Origin of the sequence: Methanocalculus alkaliphilus, from assembly GCF_024170505.1 — an archaeon.
Classification (GTDB): Archaea; Halobacteriota; Methanomicrobia; order Methanomicrobiales; family Methanocorpusculaceae; genus Methanocalculus; species Methanocalculus alkaliphilus.
Map to the genome: position 1 here is coordinate 124,206 of NZ_JALJYG010000004.1, position 23,522 is coordinate 147,727.

General features: G+C 51.8%; 25 protein-coding genes and 1 tRNA gene. 17 read left to right on the forward strand and 9 right to left on the reverse strand.

Features of this window, described 5'->3' with window-relative positions; translation table 11 throughout:
• Positions 1-2,193: 2,193 nt before the first annotated feature.
• Entirely contained in the window at positions 2,194-3,060 is an 867-nt protein-coding gene (xerA, locus tag J2T58_RS04580; RefSeq protein WP_253487785.1) for a site-specific tyrosine recombinase/integron integrase, read from the forward strand.
• Between the two features lie 23 nt (positions 3,061-3,083).
• Here the strand turns inward: xerA and J2T58_RS04585 are convergent, their stop codons facing one another.
• The 5 genes from J2T58_RS04585 to J2T58_RS04605 form a co-directional block, all read right to left on the reverse strand.
• Positions 3,084-3,269, reverse strand: a complete 186-nt coding sequence (locus J2T58_RS04585) for a tautomerase family protein (protein WP_253487788.1) — start codon at positions 3,267-3,269, stop codon at positions 3,084-3,086.
• 140 nt (positions 3,270-3,409) lie between these two features.
• Positions 3,410-4,534 (reverse strand): DUF373 family protein, encoded by a 1,125-nt coding sequence (locus J2T58_RS04590; RefSeq protein WP_253487790.1) that lies wholly within the window; start codon positions 4,532-4,534, stop codon positions 3,410-3,412.
• Between the two features lie 102 nt (positions 4,535-4,636).
• Positions 4,637-5,497: a coiled-coil protein gene (locus tag J2T58_RS04595; RefSeq protein WP_253487791.1), complete on the reverse strand. Its 861-nt coding sequence runs from the start codon at positions 5,495-5,497 to the stop codon at positions 4,637-4,639.
• A gap of 310 nt (positions 5,498-5,807) precedes the next feature.
• Positions 5,808-6,947, reverse strand: a complete 1,140-nt coding sequence (gene ftsZ / locus J2T58_RS04600; protein ID WP_253487792.1) for a cell division protein FtsZ — start codon at positions 6,945-6,947, stop codon at positions 5,808-5,810.
• Position 6,948: 1 nt separating this feature from the next.
• Positions 6,949-7,143, reverse strand: coding sequence for a ribbon-helix-helix domain-containing protein (locus tag J2T58_RS04605; protein WP_211529692.1), 195 nt, complete (start codon positions 7,141-7,143; stop codon positions 6,949-6,951).
• A 248-nt stretch (positions 7,144-7,391) separates the two neighbouring features.
• On the opposite strand from J2T58_RS04605, the gene J2T58_RS04610 reads away from it, so the two are divergent.
• From J2T58_RS04610 to J2T58_RS04620, 3 genes are read left to right on the forward strand one after another with little or no spacing between them, the layout of a single operon-like run.
• Positions 7,392-8,396, forward strand: a complete 1,005-nt coding sequence (locus J2T58_RS04610; protein ID WP_253487793.1) for a pyridoxal phosphate-dependent aminotransferase — start codon at positions 7,392-7,394, stop codon at positions 8,394-8,396.
• A complete protein-coding gene (locus J2T58_RS04615) occupies positions 8,384-8,983 on the forward strand; it encodes an NTP transferase domain-containing protein (protein ID WP_253487794.1) in 600 nt (199 codons plus the stop codon). Before J2T58_RS04610 ends, J2T58_RS04615 begins: the two co-directional genes overlap by 13 nt.
• 48 nt (positions 8,984-9,031) lie before the next feature.
• The gene (locus J2T58_RS04620; RefSeq protein WP_253487795.1) at positions 9,032-10,261 is read left to right on the forward strand and encodes an ornithine cyclodeaminase, nickel-pincer nucleotide-dependent; all 1,230 of its coding nucleotides are present in this window, start codon (positions 9,032-9,034) and stop codon (positions 10,259-10,261) included.
• Here J2T58_RS04620 and J2T58_RS04625 read toward each other — a convergent pair.
• On the reverse strand, positions 10,251-11,237 hold the full coding sequence (locus J2T58_RS04625) for an archaeosine biosynthesis radical SAM protein RaSEA (protein ID WP_253487796.1): 987 nt from the start codon (positions 11,235-11,237) through the stop codon (positions 10,251-10,253). The two genes, J2T58_RS04620 and J2T58_RS04625, sit on opposite strands and share 11 nt — an antisense overlap.
• 29 nt (positions 11,238-11,266) lie before the next feature.
• Here J2T58_RS04625 and J2T58_RS04630 point away from each other — a divergent pair, with 29 nt between their 5' ends.
• From J2T58_RS04630 to J2T58_RS04670, 9 genes are all read left to right on the forward strand, one after another.
• Complete coding sequence (locus tag J2T58_RS04630) at positions 11,267-12,367, forward strand: hypothetical protein (RefSeq protein WP_253487798.1); 1,101 nt, start codon at positions 11,267-11,269, stop codon at positions 12,365-12,367.
• A gap of 33 nt (positions 12,368-12,400) precedes the next feature.
• A tRNA-Ser gene (locus J2T58_RS04635) sits at positions 12,401-12,486 on the forward strand.
• A gap of 76 nt (positions 12,487-12,562) precedes the next feature.
• The gene (locus J2T58_RS04640) at positions 12,563-12,787 is read left to right on the forward strand and encodes a HypC/HybG/HupF family hydrogenase formation chaperone (RefSeq protein ID WP_253459739.1); all 225 of its coding nucleotides are present in this window, start codon (positions 12,563-12,565) and stop codon (positions 12,785-12,787) included.
• Positions 12,787-13,125, forward strand: a complete 339-nt coding sequence (locus J2T58_RS04645; protein ID WP_253487799.1) for a hydrogenase maturation nickel metallochaperone HypA/HybF — start codon at positions 12,787-12,789, stop codon at positions 13,123-13,125. Before J2T58_RS04640 ends, J2T58_RS04645 begins: the two co-directional genes overlap by 1 nt.
• 1 nt (position 13,126) lies before the next feature.
• Positions 13,127-14,122 (forward strand): hydrogenase expression/formation protein HypE, encoded by a 996-nt coding sequence (hypE, locus tag J2T58_RS04650; protein ID WP_253487867.1) that lies wholly within the window; start codon positions 13,127-13,129, stop codon positions 14,120-14,122.
• Positions 14,116-15,378 carry a dihydroorotase gene (pyrC, locus tag J2T58_RS04655; RefSeq protein ID WP_253487800.1) on the forward strand — a complete coding sequence of 421 codons (1,263 nt, stop codon included), beginning with the start codon at positions 14,116-14,118 and terminating at the stop codon, positions 15,376-15,378. The genes hypE and pyrC overlap by 7 nt, the downstream gene beginning before the upstream one ends.
• A 187-nt stretch (positions 15,379-15,565) precedes the next feature.
• The gene (locus J2T58_RS04660) at positions 15,566-15,883 is read left to right on the forward strand and encodes a DUF167 domain-containing protein (RefSeq protein WP_253487801.1); all 318 of its coding nucleotides are present in this window, start codon (positions 15,566-15,568) and stop codon (positions 15,881-15,883) included.
• Between the two features lie 137 nt (positions 15,884-16,020).
• The gene (gene dnaG / locus J2T58_RS04665; RefSeq protein ID WP_253487802.1) at positions 16,021-17,265 is read left to right on the forward strand and encodes a DNA primase DnaG; all 1,245 of its coding nucleotides are present in this window, start codon (positions 16,021-16,023) and stop codon (positions 17,263-17,265) included.
• A 74-nt stretch (positions 17,266-17,339) separates the two neighbouring features.
• Entirely contained in the window at positions 17,340-17,624 is a 285-nt protein-coding gene (locus tag J2T58_RS04670) for a UPF0058 family protein (protein ID WP_253487803.1), read from the forward strand.
• 31 nt (positions 17,625-17,655) lie between these two features.
• Here the strand turns inward: J2T58_RS04670 and J2T58_RS04675 are convergent, their stop codons facing one another.
• Both J2T58_RS04675 and tes read right to left on the reverse strand, forming a co-directional pair.
• A complete protein-coding gene (locus J2T58_RS04675) occupies positions 17,656-18,447 on the reverse strand; it encodes an ATP-grasp domain-containing protein (protein WP_253487804.1) in 792 nt (263 codons plus the stop codon).
• Between the two features lie 17 nt (positions 18,448-18,464).
• Positions 18,465-19,925, reverse strand: coding sequence for a tetraether lipid synthase Tes (gene tes, locus J2T58_RS04680; RefSeq protein WP_253487805.1), 1,461 nt, complete (start codon positions 19,923-19,925; stop codon positions 18,465-18,467).
• A gap of 133 nt (positions 19,926-20,058) precedes the next feature.
• Between tes and J2T58_RS04685 the strand changes: the two genes are divergently transcribed.
• Genes J2T58_RS04685 through argF form a run of 4 tightly spaced genes read left to right on the forward strand, consistent with a single transcriptional unit; the run spans position 20,059 to position 23,295 of the window.
• Positions 20,059-20,559, forward strand: a complete 501-nt coding sequence (locus J2T58_RS04685; protein ID WP_253487868.1) for a CDP-2,3-bis-(O-geranylgeranyl)-sn-glycerol synthase — start codon at positions 20,059-20,061, stop codon at positions 20,557-20,559.
• Positions 20,553-21,062, forward strand: a complete 510-nt coding sequence (pyrE, locus tag J2T58_RS04690) for an orotate phosphoribosyltransferase (RefSeq protein ID WP_253487807.1) — start codon at positions 20,553-20,555, stop codon at positions 21,060-21,062. The genes J2T58_RS04685 and pyrE overlap by 7 nt, the downstream gene beginning before the upstream one ends.
• A gap of 29 nt (positions 21,063-21,091) precedes the next feature.
• The gene (gene purD, locus J2T58_RS04695; RefSeq protein ID WP_253487809.1) at positions 21,092-22,384 is read left to right on the forward strand and encodes a phosphoribosylamine--glycine ligase; all 1,293 of its coding nucleotides are present in this window, start codon (positions 21,092-21,094) and stop codon (positions 22,382-22,384) included.
• A complete protein-coding gene (argF, locus tag J2T58_RS04700; RefSeq protein ID WP_253487811.1) occupies positions 22,381-23,295 on the forward strand; it encodes an ornithine carbamoyltransferase in 915 nt (304 codons plus the stop codon). Before purD ends, argF begins: the two co-directional genes overlap by 4 nt.
• On the opposite strand, the gene J2T58_RS04705 is transcribed toward argF, so the two are convergent.
• Positions 23,292-23,522, reverse strand: a complete 231-nt coding sequence (locus tag J2T58_RS04705; RefSeq protein ID WP_253487813.1) for a hypothetical protein — start codon at positions 23,520-23,522, stop codon at positions 23,292-23,294. The genes argF and J2T58_RS04705 overlap by 4 nt on opposite strands.

Here is a 23,522-nt window from a genome sequence, read left to right on the forward strand (position 1 = left end):
CGTGATCGAGCGGGGCTTACCGGACCTCTGGATGCGTCAGGTTGCTCCCTCTGGCTATGCCTCAATACCTGGATGGCGTGCCTCTCATGCTCATCATTGTTCTCTTCTTCTGGGGCTGGTTTGACCAACGAGCTTTGTGATGATGGTGAGGGCAACCAAACCTGATTATCTAAGGGGGGCAGCATGGTCTTTGTGCTGGAGGGTCCGGGGGGAGAGCGTATCGGATGTAATCGGGGGAATAAGGAATCGTAACAACCGCTATTCGATATTTTGTGCGGGTCGCATCCAATAACTGCCCATCGTCAATGTCGGTTTCCCTTTTCCCCGGTTTCATCGGGGTAAAAATACCCAAATCCGTCGGGATAAAATTCCCCATTTTGTGTCGGAATAAAAATCCCCAATCTGCAACCAGAGAGTATCTGGTTTTCCTTGTATCGCAGAACGAAAACAATGGGGGTTCAATATCTATAGGGTAGGCCTCAGAGGGGTGTGGGCGACATCAGGGTGGGTTTTTCCCCGCCCTTCACATCATTCTTACATCATTCTTGGCAAAATGAAACTCCTTGTGAGTGGGCGATGATTTGATTGGAATATTTGCCTCCTGGATCCTTTTTTTATGGCATCCGAATAGATTGGAGGTATCTGTCGGTATCCGGACTCATGTTGTCCGGTGGGGTAATTGCACATACCTCCCTGTGGTTCGGGGCGCTCAAACCTGCTATCGGAGGTTGGCTGGATCGCCCGGGGGATTCTGTTCTTCAGGCCGGTGCTCTTGTTTGGAGATCTCTTTTTTTGCAAGCCGGGTTTGGTCAGTCCGGGGTGTTGATCTGATGGCTTCCATGATGGTGGATAACCGTTTGGGGTTATGGGCAATGATGGGCTGCATGGGCTGGAGGGTGTGTTGGATCCTGTTGCCGGTCAGGCGCTGCATGATCGGGTCGGGTCTTCTGGTCTGGGGTTTTGATTTTGGGTATCGACGGAACTGGTGCAACTGCCTCTTCTGACCCTTTTCTGATCTCAAATTGCGCAGAATAGCAATTCTGCGCAAAAATAACCCTATTGTACTGCTGGATAAATAAACCTATATTGCCATCAGATATCGAAAATAACCTTTATTTAAGGTTTTTATGATCGCACTCATCTCTTCATCTCTTCGATGGATTCTGTTCGTTGATCTCCCGGTGGCAAGGTGGCACATGGTACCTGCCTCCAATCCCTTGTGGATCAGATCGGTTGCCGGGTATATAAAGGATCGTTCTATCGTCGATGTAGTGGACTTTTCGGTGCAAAAGGTATTGTCGGTAGGTCTCTCCTGAGAACATGGCTCCAGATGGCGATATGTGGGTGGTCATTTTGGATCCCGGGGTTGGCTGGTCTGCCTCTTCCGGGTCGATATCCTGAATCGGATTGGGCTGATCTTCATCGGAGTTCATCCGGAGGTGCCGCTCTGAACGATCGGTAATTGCAGGGGTGGACTGTGGCGCGGGATATCTCCTGCTCCGTCACGATCCCTGGCTGGGATGATGCCTGGTCTGGTGCTGAAGGTGCAGCGTTGGCGACTTCTGAAGATTGAAGAGATGGTCCTCTATGCTGGTGGTGATGGTCCTTGGCAATGATGTGGTGTCTGGGCACTCTGTGCTCGCCAGATGGCCGGGTGATGGGGGTGGTGCCTCCCTGTCTTTCGGAGGGGTGCCCCTTGGCATCGTGATCTGGATATGGATATTGCAGGCTCTCTTCTCGTACGCTTGAGTCGCTGATACATTCTGATGGTTGGGCTGGTTCTCGGTGGTGGTCGTACTGGCTGATGTGGGATTGGATCTATCGGGGGTGTCGTACCGGTATCGTGTGAGTGGAGTGTAGGAAGACGGGTGGCTGGATCCGGCGTCGTACTCATGTATCCTGGTGTCTTCTGGTCATTGTTCCTGATTGTGTTTGGTGTTGCTTCAATCTCTGCTCGCGTGATCTCCCTGCCTGGTGGTCTTTGGATCGCCCAATCTGCCGGTTATTGGTGGGCTGGATGTTCGTCTATCTACGAAATATCGTTCCTATAAACTATATGATGCTATATATCTGAATGCCTTTCTTTTCTCCATGGACCGGCTCCTTTGGCCCTGATTCTGCACCGTGCATGTACCTGTGCTTCCTCTGACAATTCTGCGCAATATTTTAATCCACGAAGGACCCACTCTTTGTATGGCCCCACGCCAGCGAACATTCTCTCTCTGGATTCCACGGTATATTAACCACCTGACCATGCGAAACTATTCAGAGAAGACGCTGGATACCTATCGGCGAGTGCTCCTTGATTTTTGTGCATATCGCAGCGGTGCTGTGGGGGAGGACGATCCCTCCATTGAGACGGATGGATATGAGATAACTGACTTTCTTGCACAGACTTCTGCGATGCGTGGCCTCTCCGCAACGACGATGAACCGTTATCTTTCTACCCTGAGTTCATTCTTCAAATTCCTCGTCGGGCAGAATATGATCGAGAGCAATCCGGTTCTGGGGGTGGATCGTCCAAAGATCAAGGACAGGGAGCTGCTCTACCTGAAACATAATGATGTCATCGGGCTCTTAGATCAGATTGAGGATGCCAGGGATCGCCTTCTGGTCAGGACGATCTACTCAACAGGGGTCAGGGTCTCTGAGCTCTGCGGGATTAGGATTGATCATATCGACTTTGATGAGGAAACAATACGCATCCGTGGGAAGGGGGGGAAGATCAGGACTGTCTTTATTGATCCCGAGACGCTTCATGAGATCAGGTTGTTCATCAATGGCAGGGATGCCGGCCCGCTCTTCGTTGGACAGAAAGGTGCTCCTCTCTCCTCAAGGACTGTTCAGCATATCTTCCGGAAGTACGCACCCTCCGGGATCACTCCACACAAAATCCGGCATAGCTATGCCAGTGAGCTGTACCGCAGATCAAAGAACCTCAGGGTCGTTCAGGAGAATCTCGGCCACTCCTCCATCAAGACGACCGAGGTCTACCTGCATACCGATCTTGAGGAGCGGCGCAGGGTCTATCAGGAACACTTCCCGTTATCTGAGAGATGAAATCCTGATGAAAAATAATGGTTTTACTGCTGTGATAACAGCTCTCCACCTTTGGCAATACTTTCTCGTGGCATCTCCTGAAAAAAGAGAATAACTGTTGTCGGATCGATGCCGAATGTCTCGGCGATGGTCTTTGTTACATCTGATGCGACCCTCTCTTTTTGTTCGCGGGTCTTTCCTTCCGACATCTGGATAGTGATGACTGGCATTGGGATATTGTTCGCCTTCGATCACAAAAGAGGTTTGTATACCTGCTGCATATCCCAGGCGACTGCCTGCTTCTCTATGTTGTATCGTGGCCGGATTCATCCGACCGGATACTCTTTCAAAAAAAGAGCAATAATTTGCTTTACCACTTTCTACTCCGCCGCCCGTCTTTGACCCACCTGATCGTTGCAGACTGGATATAGAGGCCAAGGAGTGCACAGATGAGCCCGATTACAGTGAAAGCGATGATCGAACGTACACCGGCATCTGCGGCAATCGGGAAGTCGGGGACATTGCTGATTGAGAGGAGGTAACTGCTTGCCCCGTAGATGATCGTCCCGATTGCACCGATGAAGAAGGGGAGAATGACAACCCTGCCGAGGTTTTCCTGGTCATTAATGATGCAATCAATGATCTTCCCACCCATTGCAACAAGTCCTGCCCCGACAAACCACCAGACCGATCCGAATATGAACGCGGCTATAAAGAGGAGTATCCCTGCCTCCTCTGAGAGTGGATAGTAGACGAGGAGGCTTGTAAGACCCATGATCACGCCGACGATCGAGATGAGCACTGCTGATATGTAGGCAACGAAACTGAAGCTTCCCTTCTGAAATGACTGCTGAAGGCTCGAAAAAAGATAGCCAAAGAACTCATCGATACCAAAGCCCTTGAACAGGAGATAGGTTCCGACAGCACCAACCACGATGAAGGTTGCCATATCGGGCCGTCCAACCAGGTATGCAGCGGAGTAAAGCAGCATTGCAAGGCCGATTGGAACCAGGACGACCCGGGAGATCTTCGGATCATCAAGGAATTTCTTCAGGATGTAATAGGTTCCTTCGAGATTGGGCATCTGCGTGACAATGACACGCCGTACACTCTCAACAGGAATCCGTGACTGGATGATCGGGAGGACATAGTCATCCTCTGCGCCATCCGAGACGAGAATGCAGGCATTAACTGCTGTCTGTTTGACGATCTGGGTGATTGCATCACCAATCCGGCGATCCCCCTCCAGCATATTCATATGATCTCCTCCGATGACGGCGATGATGACGTCTTCCCCCCTCTCAAGGAGTTCATCATAGGTCTTCACCGCAGAAAAGATCGCATTGACGTCGGAGTCTTCAGGATCAACGAGTCCCAGCCTTGTTGCTGCCTGTAACGCCGCCTCCCTTCCGACGATCGGGCTTGCTATCTGAGCTTTGTACCCGATGTCATCGTCGCGGTCGATGGCAAGAACAAGTGTCTTTCTCGTCTCCATTACAGATTAGATCAACCTATAAGGATAATAAGGTTATTTTTGCAGGTTTTGTCCATCCCTGTCACAAAGGGGTGTTAGGGGGGATGCTTCAGAAAAAAAATATTAAATGAGTTTTGATCTCTGAAGGAGAAGGAGATCGTCAGTTGTGAGCTTTTCACCGCTCTTGAAGGAGTTGAAGATCTTCTCTGCTTCCATCCTGACAGACTTATTCTCTTTGACTGTCTTGACCTTCTTGGTCTTTGTCCGGACACCGCTGATGACCTTATCATAGTCCCGGAGCTCTTTCTGGCACTCGATGAAGGCTTTGTGTTCTGCATCGGCAGACTCCTGTGCCTCGACAAATGCGCGGTGGCGGGCATCTGCCTCTTCACGTGACTTGTCTGCCTTCCGGTAGCATTCCACCATCAGATCATGGTGTTTCTGAGCAAGATCAGCGCTTTCAGTCACTTTGATATGCAGATCAGAAGCTTCTTTTCTGAGGTCCCTGGCATCCTGCAGCTTACCACGGATCTCTTTGTTCTGCTCCAGCTCGGCTTCCTGCTCCCGGACCTGCTGTTTCATCTGCTTAATCTTTTCAACGAGGTCGCGCTCTTTGTCGGCACTCATCGCCTCGGTCTGCTGCTTGAACTCCAGAAATTCTATCTGCCTCTGGATGTCCTTGACCTGGCCTTTCTTGATGTTGCCATGCTCTTTTTTATATTCCTCAAGTTCCTCAAAGAGCACATTTGCCTTCTCGTTGAGTTCGTTCCGCTGATCCTTCAGTGTAGAGACATCCTTGTTGCTCTTATCCCGAAGCTCTTTATGCTGCTGAGCCTCCTCAACAAACTGGCGCGTCTGGTTGTTCAGCTCATTCCGCTCGCGGGCATACTGGCTCGCGAGAGCATTGAGTTCGTTCCTTCGCTCCTTATGCTGTTCAGATTCAGCGAGAATAGTCTTCCTCTTGTCTATGAGATCATTCAACATGCTCAACAATCCTCAAATGCCATACCAGGAACTCCTGAAGGTTTTGTTCACAGGGCCCTGAAGAAGATCAAACTTTGGTATATAGTGCATGAGAGAAAAAACAGATAAGAACTCGCTTACGTGGCAGTGCAAGTGGTTCGTCATATTCAACCTCCGATACCAAAGTCCCCGGTCTTCACACAGGTGCAAACATCCACCCCTGTCAGAAGCTATGGTACGACTTTCTATAAGAAATGGCTTAGAGTGGTATTAAAGGTTTCGTAAATCCGGATAGGGGACGCTCTTCCCTGAAAAGATGTGTATTTCCGGGTTACATCACCCAGTCAACCAGGCTCCCTGATCGCTCATCTGAACCCCTTCCCGGTCTCCGAAGAGGCATTTCCGCTTTTCTCTTTCCGGTTGACTGGGCGGTAAGGTACGGGCGGCCTCCGAGGATCTGGGGGCTCTGAACACCAGTCATGATCGCCATGACTCGAATCTTACCTTCATAGTCATTCCGGACACGGGCACCCCAGATGACATCGGCATGTGGATCAAGCTCATAGGTTAACTGGCTGGCAATCTCCTCAGCATCATGGAGCGTGAGGTCATTTCCGCCAGTGATGTGAATAAGGCACCCGGTAGCCCCGCGATAATCGATATCAAGAAGTGGGTGGTCAAGACATTCACGGACAACACTCTCTGCCTTATTCTGCTGCTTCGTCTCACCAACGAGCATCACTGCGAGGCCGCCCTTGCTCATGGTTGCGCGGACATCGGCATAATCGATGTTGATGAGAGACGGTTCGGTTATTGTCTCGCTGATTCCTTTGACGGTCTCGGAGATGAGCTGATCCATAACAGAGAACGCCTGTCCGAGCGGGAGGTTTGGAACAAAATTCTTCAGCCTGTTGTTATCAAGAACGATAACGGAGTCTGCGGCATTCCGGATGGCTTCAAGCCCCTCCTCGGCCTTCAGCATGCGCGCTTTCTCTACCTGGAATGGATAGCTGACCATCCCCACGACGATCGCGCCCTGCTCCTTGGCGATCTGTGCGACGACCGGCGCGGATCCTGTGCCTGTTCCTCCCCCCATACCTGCCGTGACAAAGACGAGATCTGCTGACTCAAGGAGTGCCTCAAGTGTCGGGCGGGCCATCTCTGCTGCGCGCTTACCCACGTCCGGAAATCCGCCGGCCCCAAGACCTTTTGTGAGGGATTTCCCGATCAGAACGCGTTTGTCTGCCTGAATCATGTCAAGGTGCTGTTTGTCAGTATTTATTGCGATGGTTTCAGCACCTGCAACCTGCATATGATGAAGTCGGTTGACGGTATTGTTCCCTGCACCTCCGCAACCGATAATGACAATTCTTGGGTTTCCAAGCATCTCATCATCATCAATAATTGAGGACTTTACACGTTCTTTCTCGATCTCAGAATTTTTCAGAGCTTCATTAATTATGGTCTGCATCTTACAACCCCTCTCTCTCGATATTAAATGATGTGACCTGATCGCTCTCCCTCATTACCCGATCTCCATGCCGTGATAAAAGCTCCCGTACCGCATATCGAACCGCTTCTGATACTGTTGGGAATTCGCCAGCTGAAACAAGTTTTTCCAGCATCTCGACCTGTTGTCTTGGTAATCGAATAGTGATCCTGTCCATCTTTCACCTCTATCAGACAATCGTCATACTTATGTATGCCCAATGTCCGACATAAAGTGTACCCTTGTCTGATAACTGAATCAGATGGTTTTAGATATATCGCAACTGTATATATAGTTTGTGAAATTGTTCTAAGCAAGGATTTGAGTAGCTTTTCCGAACTGTTTTATTAGAATCCATACCAACAATCCTATGTATTATTCAGTGATTTTCTCCTAGATTTTTTATATTAACGGGTGTTTTTTCCAATGAAACCAGACAGGCTACCACAGAGACAGAAGCATGGGGGAACCATCAGGCGGCTTCGGGCAGATGGAGCGGGAGAGGGTATCATCGACTTCAGTGCCAGTATGAATCCGTATCCTCCAAATGTACACTGGAAACCTGATCTGTGTGATCTCCGGGAGTATCCGGATGATACCTATATGGAACTGAAAGAGGCGATTGGATCTGCCTTCTCGCGCGACCCGGCAGAGGTGACGGTGGGTAACGGATCGATTGAACTGATCAGAATCTATGCCCAGATCTTTCTTTCACCCGGTTCATCTGCATATATTGAGTCCCCTACCTTTGGGGAGTATGCACAGTCCGTTCTCATAGCTGGCGGGAGGTTGGCAGAAGAGCCGGAAGATGCCACAGTCCGCTACCTCTGCAATCCAAATAATCCGACGGGAGAGCTCCTTGTGCGAGAGGAAGTACAACAGATTCTTCATTCATGCAAGGAGACAGGGTCGCGCCTCTTCCTTGATGAGGCATTCATCGATCTTGCTGATCCGCGTGAGAGCATGGCAGACCACCGGGATTCTGATCTCTTTATTCTCCGCTCTATCACGAAAGCCTTCTCTGTTCCGGGAATCAGATTTGGTTTTGGCTTTTCTGACCCTGATACAATCGAAGCAATTGAGACGGTCCGGCCGCCATGGACGGTCAACCGGTACGCCGAGGCGTATGCGATCGAAGCCCTGCGCCACCTCCCCGACCTTCTACACTCACGACAGATGATCGCTGATGAGCGGCGTTTTCTGACCGAATCAATAACCTCTCTTGGGCTTTTCTGCCATCCATCCCAGGTCAATTATCTTCTCATCGATACCGGCAGGGATGCAGGAGCACTTCAGCATGCGCTCCTCAGGCAAGGCATCCTTGTTCGGGACTGTTCCTCTTTCGGACTCCCTCAGGCGATCAGGGTTGCTGTTCGAACCCATGAAGAAAATACAATGCTTATTGAGGCCCTGTCTGCATGCATGCACTGATTATGGCCGGGGGGGAGGGATCCCGCCTTGGACTGGGAGAGAAACCACTCGTCTGCATACACGGCAGGCCGATGATCCAGTGGGTTATTGAAGCATTTTCAGATGCCGGATGCAGTCCCGTCGTCGTCTTATCCTCAAAGACCCCGTATACTCGGAACTGGTGCCGCGCCAATTCCATCCCCTTCATCCTTGCAGATGGAAATGGCTACCTTGAGGATCTCATCTATGCCGTCACTGCTCTGGAGGAGGGTGGCCCGATCTTTACAAGTGTCTCGGATATTCCATGCATCTCTGCAGACATTATCCGCTCGGTATCTGAGAGCCACCGCAGATCCGGGATGGAGGCATGCTCCACATGGGTTCCTGTTTCACTCTGCCGGGAGGTCGGCACAGAACCGCGCTACCTCTGTGAGATTGACGGTGTTCCTGCAAGCCCGGTCGGGGTCAATATATTGCAGGGATCAAAGATCGGGGAGGTTCAGGAAGAGCTTTGCCTTCTCCTCAACACAAGGGAGCTTGTTTTTAATGTTAATACCCGATCAGAACTTGCACTTCTTGAACAGTACTTTCAATCAGATCATTCATGACAGTCCCCCTCTCGTGTACTATTTAACGAAACCTGCTGAGTACTAGATATGGACCATTCACGGGAGATAGAACTCGAAGGTCATATCATCGATTCAGGGATTATGACACGGGTATTTGATCGTGTCATGGATATGGGCGGTGATTTTGAGATCATCATCTTCGAGGTCGGGAAGAAGAAGGCGGATATCAGCTATGCCAGACTTCAGATACGGGCCGATTCTGAAGACCGGCTCGAGTCGATAACAAGTGAGCTGCATCGGTATGGTGTCCGGCTGATCGATCAGGATAATGTCAGGTTGATCCCTGCCGAAGCCGATCGGGTTGTTCCGAAAGGTTTCTACTCGACAACAAATCATCCGACCTCGATTCGTTACCTGGATGAATGGATACCTGTTGAGCATATCGAGATGGACTGCATCATCGTTGTTGACGAAGCAGCCGGGCGTGCCATCTGTACACCACTGTCCCGCTTAAAGAAGGGGGATTCCGTCGTCATCGGTGAAGCAGGTGTCCGGGTCGTCTATCCTGAGCGGCCGCGTGAGACCGGTATGTTTGAGTTCATGCAGGGACAGGTCTCGTCCGAGCGCCCAAGTGAAACAATCGTGAGAAAGATAGCAAAGGAGCTTCAGAAAGTCAGGGCTGCAGGCCTCAGGATCGGCCTTGTCGGAGGTCCGGCCATTGTACATACCGGGGCTGGTGATGCGCTTGCCGCCCTGATTCGTGAAGGATATATTGATATTCTCTTCAGCGGAAATGCCCTTGCCACGCATGATATTGAATATAATCTCTTTGGAACCTCTCTTGGTATGAACCTCAAGACCGGGGAGCTTATCACAGGGGGCCATAAGCACCATATCTATGCCATCAGTGAGGTGATGCGTGCCGGCTCCATCGCAGCTGCTGTCGAGAAGAAGATCATCACCGGTGGGATCATGTACGAGTGTGTCAAAGCAGGGATCCCCTTTATCCTCGCTGGTTCAATCCGGGATGACGGCCCGCTCCCTGGTGTGATCACCGACACCGTCGAAGCACAGGATCGTATGCGCGAGCATCTGGAGGATTGTGGGATGGTCCTGATGATCGGGACACTGCTCCACTCGGTGGCTGTCGGCAACTGTCTCCCCTCCTATGTGAAGACAATATGTGTTGATATCAACCCTGCATCGGTGACAAAACTGATGGACAGGGGGACGACACAGGCGATAGGTGTCGTCTCGGATGCCGGTACATTTGTACCGGCTCTTCTTGCAGCACTGCGTAGCAATTCTAACGGGTAAGCGGCATACACCAGGGCATCTCATGCTCTCTGATATACTGCCACTCTTCCCTGCATCCGCACTCTTTTTCAAAGGCCCCTCTGATCAGATCACGGTTAAAGGTGAGTGAATACTCATCGATCGCCTTTTTAATATCCCGATCGCAGTCCCCGCAGTTGTGCGGTCCCCGGATATATCCGCCCCCGACGGGATCACAACTGACTGCCTCATTGGTTGAGAGGAGAATTTCGAGTCCACTCCAGAGATAGGGGGGTCTGTATGCTCCCTTTTTCCAGAGATATTCAAGTTCTGTTCGCCTTTGTACTGTGCAGAGGTTCATGGAGATCAGATCGGCATAGGGTGCAACCTCTGCAATGGAGGTCTTCATATCAGCAACAGCCTCACTCTCGGTCAGGAAGAGCGGCTTGAGCATAAGGTATGCCTTGACACCGACCCCTGCATCCCTGGCGATGGAGGACGCATGGATGAAATCTGCAAAGGTGAACCCTTTATCAATGGATTTCTCTCTGATGCTGTCATTGGTCGTTTCGAGGCCTATTGCCACATAGAGGGGCACCTCATGGCTGCCATCATCGATTCGATCAAGAAACGATCTGAGCACTTCAGGGGTGACGTATTCAGGCCGGGTCTCAGCAATGGCGATCTTCCCCCTGATGAGGATACCAAGGCGATCCCGTACTTCAGCTGGAACTTCCACCGGATCAAAGAAACTGCCTGATGTGAATATCTTGACAAGGTCATATGAATCAGATGGATAATTCTCTTCGATCCACTGGATCTGGGCGAGCATCCGGCTGGCGAGCTCATCTTCAGTCATCGCCGGGTACCGTTCAAACCGGTATCCGCACATCCTGCACCTGTTAAACCTGCATCCGCCGGATCGCAGGATGATGGTGAGTGTCTTTCTGATCCCGCCCCCGATGAGGTCTTCCCCCATCCATGAGGCGAGCGGTTTTTCTTCTCCACGGGATACCATTAACACCACATACTGATGATATCTCGATCATGAAAAAGATCGCACTCATGGTCATCCTGCTTCTGCTCTGTGTCACGAGTGTTTCGGCCTACTCTTTCCAGTTTATCGGTGAGCCGAGAGACTCCGGCAGCATAACGAGATACGTTGGGGAGACATTCATTCTGGAAGGGAGATCGCCAAATATCCCTCCCGGTATATCGATGACCCTTCACATCACCGGACCTGGAATCTACTCCCGACAGATTCCTTTTGTAATCCAGTCTGAAGGGTACTTCTCGATTCCTTTTGAGACAGCCGGGCTTCGGGAGGGCATGTACAGGTTTGAGATACAGCAGAACCCGGAGTATCCCCTTGGTTCAGGGCGCAACTGGTTCATCCTTAATCTTGTTGATCGCAGTCTTCTTCTGCGGGCGAACTCGCCCCTTTCACAGGAGTATACGGGACGGCTTGTTGTGGCCGGTGCAGTTCAGGATCTCGGTACCGCGGGGGTTGAGCTGCTGGTAACAGGGCCTTCAGGGCCGGTTTTTGGTCCCGAATGGATTGAAACTGATAGTCAGGGGGCTTTCTCAAGGGATGTTATGATCGATTCCGCCGGGGTGTATACTGCACGGGTCTCCGATCGGAGGGGGCTGATCGGAACAATCAGATATGATGTCCATCGGGAGACGGTTGTAACCCCGGTTCCAACGACCCCGCCAGTCTCGGTCGGGGTTCCTTCAGCCAGTGCCCCCTCCTCACGTGAGAGCCCTGCATATTTTGAGGTCAGGACCGGGAGAGGGCCGGTGACACTCAGCACATCACGTGGCGTTGACTGGGTGGTCGAATATATTGATGAGGCGGGACGGTCGCATGTTGTTAACACCTTCGGAGCGGATCGGGCTGAGAGTGTCACCTTTGAAGGGTCAGGGGGCACTGTTTACATCAGGATATACCCGGCAGGCCCCGACTCTGAGCGGGTCTTCCTGTATGGTGAGAACGTCGCGTCCCTCGCAGTCAGCGATACCATCACGACAAGATTTGGAGATCTCCATGAATCGGGCTTTGTTCCACAAGAGGAATCTCCTGTATCGATGATTCTACCAATTATTGCTCTTGCGGTTATCCTCTTCGTGGCAGTGAAGAAACCATAATCTCTTATTTCACAAGAGCGTATATGTAAGTAGGCCGGGGTAGTCTAGTCCGGAAAGGCGGTGGCCTTGAAAGCCACTGGTGTCTCACCTCGGGAGTTCAAATCTCTCCCCCGGCGCCATTTTCATGATCTCTTCTCAACCGCTTTCGTTCTCTTTATCCCCTCTCAGATACTAAAGAAGTATACGTGAATAATCATGTGTATCGCAGTTCCAGCAGAAGTTATAGAGATCCGTGACGGGAATATAGGTCTCGTTGACTTTGGTGATCTCCAGCACGAAGTCCGCCTGGATCTCGTCGATGTCAAGGTCGGCGAATTTGTCCTTGTCCATGTCGGCTTTGCCATCCAGCGGCTCTCCCGTGAGGAGGGGCTTGAAACGCGTGAGCTGTTCCGACAGGTCTATGAGGCTATGGGATCCTGATGCATGAATACAGCATAGCATACGACATCTATGCGACTGCAAGGAGAACGGCCCTCGATCATCATGCGACTGCGGTTCGCAGAATTACCGTCTCCTTCGGTGAGATGGCGATGATCAATCCTGAGCAGGTCTGCTTTCTTTTTGGAACCATCGCAGAGGATGACCCACTTCTTTCTGGTGCGGAACTTGTTTATGAAAAAGCCCCTCCCCGCACCAGGTGCTCCTGTGGATATGAAGGGAGCGAGATCTATGTCTGCCCTGAGTGTGGAACACTTCCTACGATCGTCTCCGGAAAAGAGATCGTTGTGAAAAATATCGAGATAGATACTGGTGAGTAACGTGAATGTCAATCTGATGCATGGGGCTGGCGGAGAGGTAATGGGTGAACTTCTCAAGACGCTCACCGCCTTTAAAAATAATAATGCCGGTGGTCTGGGTCTGGAATCTCTCGATGATGGCGCTGTCATCCCGGTGAACGGAACGAATATCGTATTAACAACCGACTCGCATGTTGTCCGTCCAATCTTCTTCCCAGGGGGTGATATCGGGAGGATCTCGGTCTGTGGCACGATAAACGATCTTGCAGTGATGGGTGCACGCCCCCTCGCTCTCACCTCTGCGATGGTGATTGAGGAAGGATTTGAGTTTTCAAGTCTTGCCAGAATCGTCGCCTCCATGGATCAGGCCCTCGAAGAGGCAGGAGCCTCAATCGTGACCGGGGATACGAAGGTTGTCGAGCGGGGCTCCCTCGATGGTATTATCATTAATACTGCCGGGATCGGTATCGCCGACCGACCGGTTCGTGATAGTGGTCTGAAAGAGGGAGATCGGATCATCGTCTCCGGAACCCTTGGTGATCATGGCATCTCCATCCTCTCCTATCGTGAAGGGTTTGATCTTGGCGATCAGCTCACATCTGATGTGGCGCCTGTCTGGGGACTGGTGGATCGTGCACTCCGCGCCGGTGAGATTCATGCAATGAAAGACCCGACCCGCGGTGGATTTGCCGCCGCCATCAACGAGATGGCACGGAAGAGCGGTGTTTCGATCCTCCTTGATGAAGAACAGGTGCCGATCCGCCAGAGTGTCCGCTCTGCAGGAGAGCTTATGGGTATCGATCCCCTTCAGGTTGCAAATGAGGGGAAGGTTGTGATGGGGGTTCCGTCAGCGGATGCAGAGGCAGTGCTTGCGGCCATCAGATCACATCCTCTTGGGCGTGAGGCATCGATCATCGGTGAGGTCGTCGCAGGCTCTGATGTTATCATGAGGACGAGCATCGGGGGTGAGCGGTTCATCGAACCCCCGCTTGGTGATCCGGTACCACGGGTATGTTAGACCTTGTCCTGAGAAATGCGACCCTCCCGGATGGCAGGGTTGCTGATCTCGCTTTTCAGAACGGGCGCCTGGTTCATATCGGCAGAGCCGCCAGATCAGATCAGGAGGTCGATTGCACAGCCCTCCTCTGTATCCCGGCTGCGACCGATATACATGTCCATATGCGGGGTGGAATCCAGTCTGCAAAAGAGGACTGGCGAACCGGGTCGATGGCCGCCCTTGCAGGCGGTGTCACGATGGTTGTGGATCAGCCTAACACCATTCCGCCTCTTCTGACCCCCGACCGGTACCTTGAACGGGTTTTGGAGGCAAAGGAGCATGCTCTCTGTGGCTTTGCTATAAATGCCGGCGTATCACCGGGTGTTGATCCCCTCCACCTCTGGAGGGCGGGAGCAATGGCCTTTGGCGAGATCTTCGCCGCCCCTTCAAGTTATGGCGATGCACTGACACCAGAAGAACTGAAGCAGTCCCTCCGTTCGATCCATGCCCTTGGTGCACCTGCAACTATCCATGCAGAGGAGGTCGGATCCGGCATTCCGGATTCTCTCCAGGAACACCATCAGATCAGATCCCCCGAGGGTGAAGTCAGGTCGCTTCAGATGATACGGGATATCCTTCCTCCGGGGATGAAGCCCCATATCTGTCATATCAGTTCATCTGCATCGCTTCCGGTGGCTCCGGGATCAAAGGAGGTGACGCCCCATCACCTCTTCCTCTCGATCGAACAGTTCACTCCCGATGATACCTTCGGGAGGGTGAATCCCCCCCTTCGTCCTGAATCAGAGCGACGGGCCCTTTTTGCTGCCTGGGAATCCATCGATATCATCGCTTCAGATCATGCCCCCCATACGATTGAGGATAAGGCAGTGAGCTTTGCAGAGGCCCCGTCCGGACTGCCGGGTGTCGAGACGATGCTCCCCCTTCTGATGAATGAGGTGCGAAAAGGAACCATCACACTCTCTTCTCTCATCGACAAGACCGCCGTTGCACCATGCAGGGTTCTCGGCATCCCTCCTGCCGGGTTTGCCCCCGATCAACGGCATGACTTTGCCCTCTATCCGATGGAGCCTGTGACGATCAGATCTGATACTCTCCACTCAAAATGTGGGTGGACCCCATATGAGGGGATGGAGGGGGTATTTCCCGACCTGGTCGTTCAGAACGGGGAGATTGTGTATTACGAATCGGAGTACTCCTGCATCCCGGGGATCTACCTTCCGGGGAGGGGTTATCAGGTCGGAGATCCTATACAATAATGTGCCAACATATGCGCATTCATAGGTCCCCGGGTGATCAATATGACGTACGTCATGAGATGAGCCACGGGACAACCCGTCTGCGCGACAGGCACCGCCCGGTGACGGGTTTGATACGGGAGGAACGGCAGAAGCCACCGATGACCTCTATCAGTTATCACCGGGCGACACCTACTAACAGATAGGTATGCCCTCTTTTACCGATGCAATCCGCACGGTCGGCTCCGGTCTTCATATCAGCTGTGAAGTCCAGGCAGGTGCACGGGAGAATGTTTTTCCATCAGGATATAATAGCTGGCGAGAGACAATCGGGATCTCGATCACAGCACCACCCGTCGATGGCAGAGCCAATGCTGCTATCATCCTTCTCATTGCTGAGGTGATGGGAGTGCAACGTTCATCGATCAGTATCATCTCAGGAGTTCACTCAAACCGAAAAGTGATCCGTATCGAAGGGATGAGCCTCTCTGATTGTATTGAAATACTGCATCCATTTTTTTCATAATAATTAACCTTTTAGAATTGTTTAGTATAACCATTTGATTTATCTTCACGGGTTCCTTTAAGTAATCATAACACTTTATAGATATTACCTATGATCAGGAAGACTCATCAGAGCATGATCGATGGGGGTGCGATTCCATGTATTCACCTGATACGACTAAGTATCTTATTCACATTCATCTTGAAACAGAGGGGGTGGTCGAAAAACCCGATGTAGTCGGAGCCATATTTGGTCAGACTGAAGGGTTGCTCGGCGAAGACCTCGATCTCCGGGATCTCCAGAGAACCGGACGGGTTGGACGGATCGATGTCCAGATCATCAGCCGGAGGGGGGAGACCACCGGTGATATCTTCATCGCCTCTTCCCTCGACAGGGCGGAGACTGCTATTCTTGCAGCATCACTTGAGACGATCGACCGGGTTGGTCCATGTGTCTCCCATGTCCGTGTCGAGTGTATCGAGGATATCAGGGTTGCCAAACGAAAGAAGATCATCGAACGGGCAAAGGAACTGCTCCTTGATGCCTTTGATGAAGACTCGATCGATTCACAGGATCTCCTTGATGAGGTACGCGAGTCGATACGGGTTGAGAAGATTCGCCTTATCGGTGATGATCGAGTACCGGCAGGTCCGAATGTCGAAGACTCTGATGCGATCATCATTGTAGAGGGTCGGGCCGATGTCCTCAACCTGTTACGATACGGGATCAAGAACAGTGTCGGGGTAGAGGGGACAAATGTGCCGGATATCATCGTCTCTCTCTGTGAGAAGAAGACAGCAACCGTCTTTCTTGACGGGGATCGGGGAGGGGAGCTGATCCTCAGGGAGCTTCTCCAGATCGCAGACATTGACTTTGTCGCATATCCGCCACGGGGAAAGAGTGTTGAGGATCTCAGCAGAAAAGAGATCGTCAAGGCTCTCCGGAACAAAGTGCCGGTTGAGTATGTTCGCGACAATATTGAGAGGGAGGCACGGAGAAGCGGATCCGGACATGATATTCGTCCCACTCTCTATCCGGATCCCCCCATCTCACGAAACACCATTCCTGCTCAGGAGCCCGATGCGTCATCAGTGCCGGCCCCTCCCTCAGAAGGGGAATCATCCGATCCCTTCGGACTCAACGACCATATCAGGGCGATCAAGGGGAGTGGACTTGTACGTGTTCTTTCCCCGGATTTTTCCAGTCTTGGGGATTATCCTCTTGAGGAGTACAAGGGAATCCTTGATGAGCTGAGTGGGGAGACCGCCGGAATAATCATCGACCAGCCGGTTAATCAGCGAATCCTCGATCTTGCGGCTGAGAAGGGTCTTGATTTCATAGCGGCGCGGGAGTTCTCCGGTATCGTCAAGAGACCTGCCACGGTCCGTATGGTAAAAATATAGAACTATTTAAATCTTGTTTTTTGATCCATAGGCTTTTATTTTTCGCATCCCCATCGTACTACCTGGTGACATGTATGCACAAAGATGAGTTGATCGCCCTCCATCAGATGTTGTCTGAAATTAAGGATCACTTCGAAGAACTCCATAGTACTCTATCTTTTTCAGAATATGATGCTCTTAAGATCAACCCCTCACATGTTCATAAGAGCAAACTGGAACATAAATATGCCATCTTCATCCTTGCCACCGAACTGGCAAATGCGATGAGTGATGTTGATTTTGCTTCATCAGGGAGGATTTCATCGCGTATGAAAGAACTCGCTGAAAGGGCATTAAAAGAGATTGAGTGTGCTCAATGAGCAAACAATCTGGTGAGTGGTGATATCCCCCCTATCTCATTTTCTTCTCTTCCGATACGAAATATTCTGCAAGAAGTTCTGGTATTGGTGCAGCCATACAGTGCCAGTTTGGTGTTCCGTTCACCTCAAGGACGGTATAGCCGTCTTCGGTTTTGAGGAGATCAACACCACAGTAATCTATCCCCACTGCCCGGGCAGCTGCCTCCGAAATCTCACGCATACTGGTATCTATCTCAACCGGTGTCCCGACTCCGCCCTGGTGGATATTATGGGTCAGGTGCGGTGACTGCCGGTAGATGGCACCTGCCGCCTGATACCCGATCACAAAGACCCGGAAGTCCCGGTCGTTTCTGATATATTCCTGGACATAGTAGGGTGGATCTGCGAGATCCCCTACATCAGAGAAGAGGAAGATGCCATCCCCGTCAAACCCGTATACCGGTTTATAAACGGCCTTTCCATGTGTCTGGAGGAATTCATCAACCATATGCCTGGATGCGGTAAAAAGGGTCTCCGGAGTTGGTACACCATGATGTGTGAGCAATGCTGAGGTGAGCACCTTGCTTGCACAGGTTGCGATTGCTTCCGGGGTATTGACCAGGCGGTTTTTGAGTGCAAGGGCCTTGATAAGTTCAAACTCAACACCATCCTGGCGGATCCCACAGATCCAGATGAGATCGCCGCTGTATCTGATGGCGAACGGATTGAGTTCCTGTAATGAGAGGATCTCATACTCTGCGCCCATTACGTCAAGCGCGTCGATGACCATCTGCGTGGAGTTGTCATCCGGGGTATCAGTCGGTTTTCGGACAATTCGAATCATTCTCTCATCCTCAGTCCTTATTCAGGGGTTTGGGCATGTTTCTTCCAGACTTCCTCACGCCAGACAGGCCCGCTGTTATAGGTGCAGAAGGGGATGATCCTCCCGTCCGGGGTGGCATAATGGATACAGCACCGGCTCACCCGGTCAAGGTCATAATTATGATTGTCCATGAAATGCATCGTACCGATGAAGAGTGCATTCCAGTGGAACTTCCGAAGTGCATCGAAGTTCTGGTGGATGAGTGCATCTGCAATAAGTCCGTGGAAATCGAATGTATAATTGCTATCTTTATTCAGGGACCCTTTTAAATTCCGAACTCCCTCAAGAAGTGCCCGGTATTTGTTGATACTTCCCCCTTTCTTCATATTGCCTGCAATCATGTCGATGGATGAGAAGAACGTATCGACATCAACCATTCTGTTGACCGGAACCATTCCCTCCTCAGTGACGAAGAGGTATGTGGCTGCGCCGCAATGGGGGTGTGCCGTAAACTGTATCTGTGGCCGATCTGTATATGCCTTCACCAGATCGATGATCGGTCCGACGCATGGGATTGGATAGAAGTCATCTGCTTTGAGGATACCGCAGGTCTGATTCTCAATACCATGGAGGAGGTCGGGTATCGTAATTCGTTCCTTCAGCATCTCGTCATCTGTTGCCGCACCGGTGAATGCAACAGGCTGGAAGTTGACTCCCCTGACGACATCGACATTATCTGCCGCAAACCTGATGATCGCCCCTGCTTCATGAATATTCTTCCCCCCGATGATCGTAGGGACGAGAACCATGCCGACCTTCTCTCTCCGGCAGTTCTCAATTGCCTTTTTATTCATCTGGAGAAGAGGGTTTGTCTCTTTGGTGACGCCATCAAAATGGAGGTATATTGTTGAAACCCCGGCCCGCTTCAATTTCCCTGCAAGCGATTCGTCCTGCGCGAGTTTGATGCCGTTTGTTGCGACCTGAACCTGTTTGAATCCCAGTTCCTTGGCCATTCTGATGATTTCAGGGAGATCCTCGCGCATCGTCGGCTCTCCTCCGGATAGCTGAACCGCGGGGGGAGGAACAGGCTTCTGATCTCTGAGGCGACGGAAGATAGCAATGATCTCCTCAAATGTCGGCTCGTAGATAAAACCGCATGCACGAGCATTTGCAAAACAGAAGTCACAATTCAGATTACATCTGTTTGTCAGATCAACATTGGCAAGCAGGGTTCCCGAGTGGTGGCTCTCACAGATGCCACAGTCCAGGGGGCACCCCTTCCTCTCATCCGGCTTTTTTGCGGTGGTGATCCCCTCTCCGATGGCGTTATACGTATCAAACCGGCGAAACATCTGGGCATCAGACCAGTACAGCGACCTGAAGGGACCATGTTCCGGGCAGGTGCGGTGGATCCAGATCGCATTCTCCTCTTCGATGAGATCTGCATCAATCACCGTTCTGCAGACAGGGCAGATGCTTTTTGTTCTTTTAATCTCCATTCTTCAATCACCGGTACGTCTCTGCAATGTAGTTAGGGATACAGTATTTTTAAACCTTGCACCATATTACTTGGTTATGAGCAGTATCAGTATCGGTTCCCTTCTTATTATCTTCATTTCCGCGCTCTGGGTGATGTTGCCGGCATATGTTCCAAACCCTGTGGCTGCGGCGGCCGGTGGTGGACGGCCGATCGACGGGGGGCGCTACTGGCGTGATGGACGGCGAATCTTTGGTGATGGGAAGACCCTGCGGGGGCTCTTCATAGGTATTGGTGGCGGCCTCGTCATCGGCTCAGCCCAGATAGCTGCCCAGTCATACCCTGTCTTCTCATCTCTTCCTGAGCATACCCTGCTCTCCGTACTCCTCCTCTCTGCGGGTGCACTCCTTGGCGATCTCGGAAAGAGTTTCTTTAAACGAAGAAGAAATCTCGAGAGGGGGGCACAATGGCCTGTTGCTGATCAGTATGACCTGGTCATCGGGGCTTTTGTACTCCTGGTCATCTTCAATCTTACATGGACGCTCTCGGTCGTCACTCTCCCGATGGCTCTTGCGATTCTGATCATCACCCCGCTTCTTCACCGTGGGGCAAATCTTCTTGGCTATGCACTTGGCATTAAAGAGGTACCATGGTAATCGATCTCCGGGAACTTCTCATCCGGTTCCGCGCAGTTGAATTTGGGGAATTTACCCTCGCATCCGGACAGAAGAGCTCATATTATGTGGATGTCAAGCAGGCGGTGACAGAGCCCGAACTCCTCTCTGCGATCGGCGCGACTGTTGCAGAAGAGTTTGACTTTGATTGTATCGCCGGTGTTGCTGTCGGAGGTGTCCCCCTTGCTGTCGCCGTCTCCCTTGCTTCTGGGAAACCGTACGCGATCATACGTGCAACCGGAAAGGATCACGGCAAGGCAGACACAGTCATCGGCCGTGTATCAGGGAAACGGGTTCTTCTCATCGAGGATGTGACGACCTCAGGTGGATCTGCCGTGTATGGTGTTCTAGAATTACGAAAAGCAGGAGCAATAACTGATCGGGTAGTGACGGTTGTTGATCGGGAACAGGGTGCGGAAGCATCCCTTGCCACATATGGAATCTCACTCTCACCCCTGCTCCGGGTGAGCGCACTCTTTGAGTGATATTATATTAGTAGGGGTGTGTCTAATACATGACCATGAAGTATCTGGTTGTAGGCGGTGGCGGACGGGAGCATGCACTGGCCCAGGTGATCTCATGCGACCCTGAGGCCGTCCTCTACGCCGTAAATTCAAATAATAATCCCGGCATCGCTTCGCTCTCGAGGGAAACCCTGGTAAAAAAAGAGACTGATGTGGATGCCATCGTATCCTATGCAAAGGAGATGGGTATCGACTACGCCGTCATCGGACCTGAAGCGCCGCTCATGGCGGGCCTTGTCGATGCGCTTCTGGAGATCGGTATCGGGTGTCTTGGCCCGACACAGGCGGCAGCGAGGATCGAGACCGATAAGGCATTCTGCCGCAGGTTAATGAAGGAGTATCAAATTGACGGTCTCCCGTTATATCGAATCTTTGATGATCATGATGAAGCCGAGGCATTCATCAGGGATCATGGGGAGGATCTCGTCATCAAGCCGATCGGCCTGACCGGAGGGAAAGGCGTCAAGGTGATGGGTGAGCATGTTGATCAGGCCGGTGCCATCGAGTACCTGCGATCCATCGACGGCGGTGTCGTCATTGAGGAGCGCCTCCTTGGTGAGGAGTTTACGATGATGGCATTTGCTGATGGCCGCTCGCTCTTTCCCATGCCACTTGTTCAGGATCATAAACGGGCATTCGAGGGTGATACCGGGCCAAATACCGGCGGCATGGGGTCCTATTCACTTCCTGATCACAGCCTCCCGTTTGTCACTGATGCCGATTATGCTGCAGCTCTTCGGATCATGCATGATGTTGTCGCTGCACTTGATCATTCGGGCACGACCTATCGGGGTATCCTGTATGGCCAGTTTATGAATACCGCAACCGGCCCGAAGGTTATCGAATTTAATGCGCGATTTGGCGATCCCGAGGCGATGAACGTCCTCTCGATCCTCTCGTCCGGCTTCACTGAGATCATCGCCCGGGTTGCGGATGGGACGCTCCGGCAATCCGATGTCCGGTTTGATCCGAAGGCCACGGTCTGCAAATATGTTGTTCCAGCCGGTTATCCGGATGCGCCTGTTGCAGGAGATCCCATCGGCCTTCCAGCTGCCCATGATGCACGTCTCTACTTTGCCAATGTCCGGCCGGACCATGGGACAATATATACCCAGTCCTCACGCTCTCTTGCATTTGTCGGTGTCGGGGATACCCTTGCAGATGCTGAGCGCTCTGCTGAGTCTGCTGCATCCCGGGTTACCGGAAATGTGCGGTACCGGTCGGATATCGGGAGAGAGGAGATCGTTGCCCGCCGAATCGCTCATATGAAGGAAATACGATGAAACGGACGATACTCTCAATTCTTGATCTCACAGCAGATGAGATCGGCACCCTCCTCGATGATGCGATCCGCCTGAAGAAGGAGCGTTCAGACGGGGTGGCTCACCCCCATCTTGCCGGAAAGACCCTCGGAATGATCTTTGAGAAGTCATCGACGAGGACACGCATCTCTTTTGATGTCGGTATGTATGAGCTTGGGGGCTACGCCCTCTATCTCAACCCCCGTGATATGCAGCTTGACCGGGGTGAGGCGATCCCGGATACCGCCCGGGTCCTCTCACGGTACCTCTCAGCAGCGATGATCCGGGCCAATTCCCACTCATCCATCGAGACCCTCTCGGACAACTCCACAATCCCCGTAATTAACGGGCTGTCTGATAAAGAACACCCCTGCCAGATCCTCGCCGACCTGATGACACTGAAGGAGCGGTTCGGTGATCTCTCAGGGCTCCATCTTGCCTGGGTCGGGGATGGCAATAATGTCTGCAACTCCCTGATTCTTTCAACGATCCTGACCGGGATGAAGGTCTCTGTTGCTGTACCGCCTGGATATGAACCGGATCCGGATTGTATCAGGCGTGCTGAAGCCAGAGGGAATGTTACGTTCCACAGAAGACCGGAAGAGGCTGTGGCAGGGGCGGACGCGGTCTATACGGATACCTGGATCTCTATGGGCAACGAGGATGAGCAGGATGCACGCCTGAAGGCATTTGCGCCGTACAGCGTCACCAGCGCGCTTCTCTCACATGCTTCTGAGGATGCGGTCGTCCTCCACTGCCTCCCGGCACATCGTGGCCTTGAGATTACCGATGAGGTACTTGACGGGCCGCAGAGTGTTGTCTGGGATCAGGCAGAGAACCGGCTGCATGCACAGAAGTCTCTTCTGGTCGCTTTGATTGGAAAAAGAGATTAATTTATAAATTTTTTTAGTTCTTCAAACATATACGCCTCAACGCGTACAATCTCATCTTTTGTACCACGGAATGCAAGGAGATCACGTTCATCTCCTTCCATATTGGCGAAATACAGAGGCTCACGGCGGTTCACAATCTCAACATCAAAGTTGGTTGCAATATCGCGTATGATCGTTCTTGGTACTCCTGGTGGAATGATCAGGTCAAATAATTCTTCTTCTTCCAT

Coding starts and splice junctions, on each gene's coding strand:
- xerA (WP_253487785.1), top strand. CDS start 2,194: ATGGCCCCACGCCAGCGAACATTCTCTCTCTGGATTCCACGGTATATT.
- J2T58_RS04585 (WP_253487788.1), bottom strand. CDS start 3,269: ATGCCAGTCATCACTATCCAGATGTCGGAAGGAAAGACCCGCGAACAA.
- J2T58_RS04590 (WP_253487790.1), bottom strand. CDS start 4,534: ATGGAGACGAGAAAGACACTTGTTCTTGCCATCGACCGCGACGATGAC.
- J2T58_RS04595 (WP_253487791.1), bottom strand. CDS start 5,497: ATGTTGAATGATCTCATAGACAAGAGGAAGACTATTCTCGCTGAATCT.
- ftsZ (WP_253487792.1), bottom strand. CDS start 6,947: ATGCAGACCATAATTAATGAAGCTCTGAAAAATTCTGAGATCGAGAAA.
- J2T58_RS04605 (WP_211529692.1), bottom strand. CDS start 7,143: ATGGACAGGATCACTATTCGATTACCAAGACAACAGGTCGAGATGCTG.
- J2T58_RS04610 (WP_253487793.1), top strand. CDS start 7,392: ATGAAACCAGACAGGCTACCACAGAGACAGAAGCATGGGGGAACCATC.
- J2T58_RS04615 (WP_253487794.1), top strand. CDS start 8,384: ATGCATGCACTGATTATGGCCGGGGGGGAGGGATCCCGCCTTGGACTG.
- J2T58_RS04620 (WP_253487795.1), top strand. CDS start 9,032: ATGGACCATTCACGGGAGATAGAACTCGAAGGTCATATCATCGATTCA.
- J2T58_RS04625 (WP_253487796.1), bottom strand. CDS start 11,237: ATGGTATCCCGTGGAGAAGAAAAACCGCTCGCCTCATGGATGGGGGAA.
- J2T58_RS04630 (WP_253487798.1), top strand. CDS start 11,267: ATGAAAAAGATCGCACTCATGGTCATCCTGCTTCTGCTCTGTGTCACG.
- J2T58_RS04640 (WP_253459739.1), top strand. CDS start 12,563: ATGTGTATCGCAGTTCCAGCAGAAGTTATAGAGATCCGTGACGGGAAT.
- J2T58_RS04645 (WP_253487799.1), top strand. CDS start 12,787: ATGCATGAATACAGCATAGCATACGACATCTATGCGACTGCAAGGAGA.
- pyrC (WP_253487800.1), top strand. CDS start 14,116: ATGTTAGACCTTGTCCTGAGAAATGCGACCCTCCCGGATGGCAGGGTT.
- J2T58_RS04660 (WP_253487801.1), top strand. CDS start 15,566: ATGCCCTCTTTTACCGATGCAATCCGCACGGTCGGCTCCGGTCTTCAT.
- dnaG (WP_253487802.1), top strand. CDS start 16,021: ATGTATTCACCTGATACGACTAAGTATCTTATTCACATTCATCTTGAA.
- J2T58_RS04670 (WP_253487803.1), top strand. CDS start 17,340: ATGCACAAAGATGAGTTGATCGCCCTCCATCAGATGTTGTCTGAAATT.
- J2T58_RS04675 (WP_253487804.1), bottom strand. CDS start 18,447: ATGATTCGAATTGTCCGAAAACCGACTGATACCCCGGATGACAACTCC.
- tes (WP_253487805.1), bottom strand. CDS start 19,925: ATGGAGATTAAAAGAACAAAAAGCATCTGCCCTGTCTGCAGAACGGTG.
- J2T58_RS04685 (WP_253487868.1), top strand. CDS start 20,059: ATGTTGCCGGCATATGTTCCAAACCCTGTGGCTGCGGCGGCCGGTGGT.
- pyrE (WP_253487807.1), top strand. CDS start 20,553: ATGGTAATCGATCTCCGGGAACTTCTCATCCGGTTCCGCGCAGTTGAA.
- purD (WP_253487809.1), top strand. CDS start 21,092: ATGACCATGAAGTATCTGGTTGTAGGCGGTGGCGGACGGGAGCATGCA.
- argF (WP_253487811.1), top strand. CDS start 22,381: ATGAAACGGACGATACTCTCAATTCTTGATCTCACAGCAGATGAGATC.
- J2T58_RS04705 (WP_253487813.1), bottom strand. CDS start 23,522: ATGGAAGAAGAAGAATTATTTGACCTGATCATTCCACCAGGAGTACCA.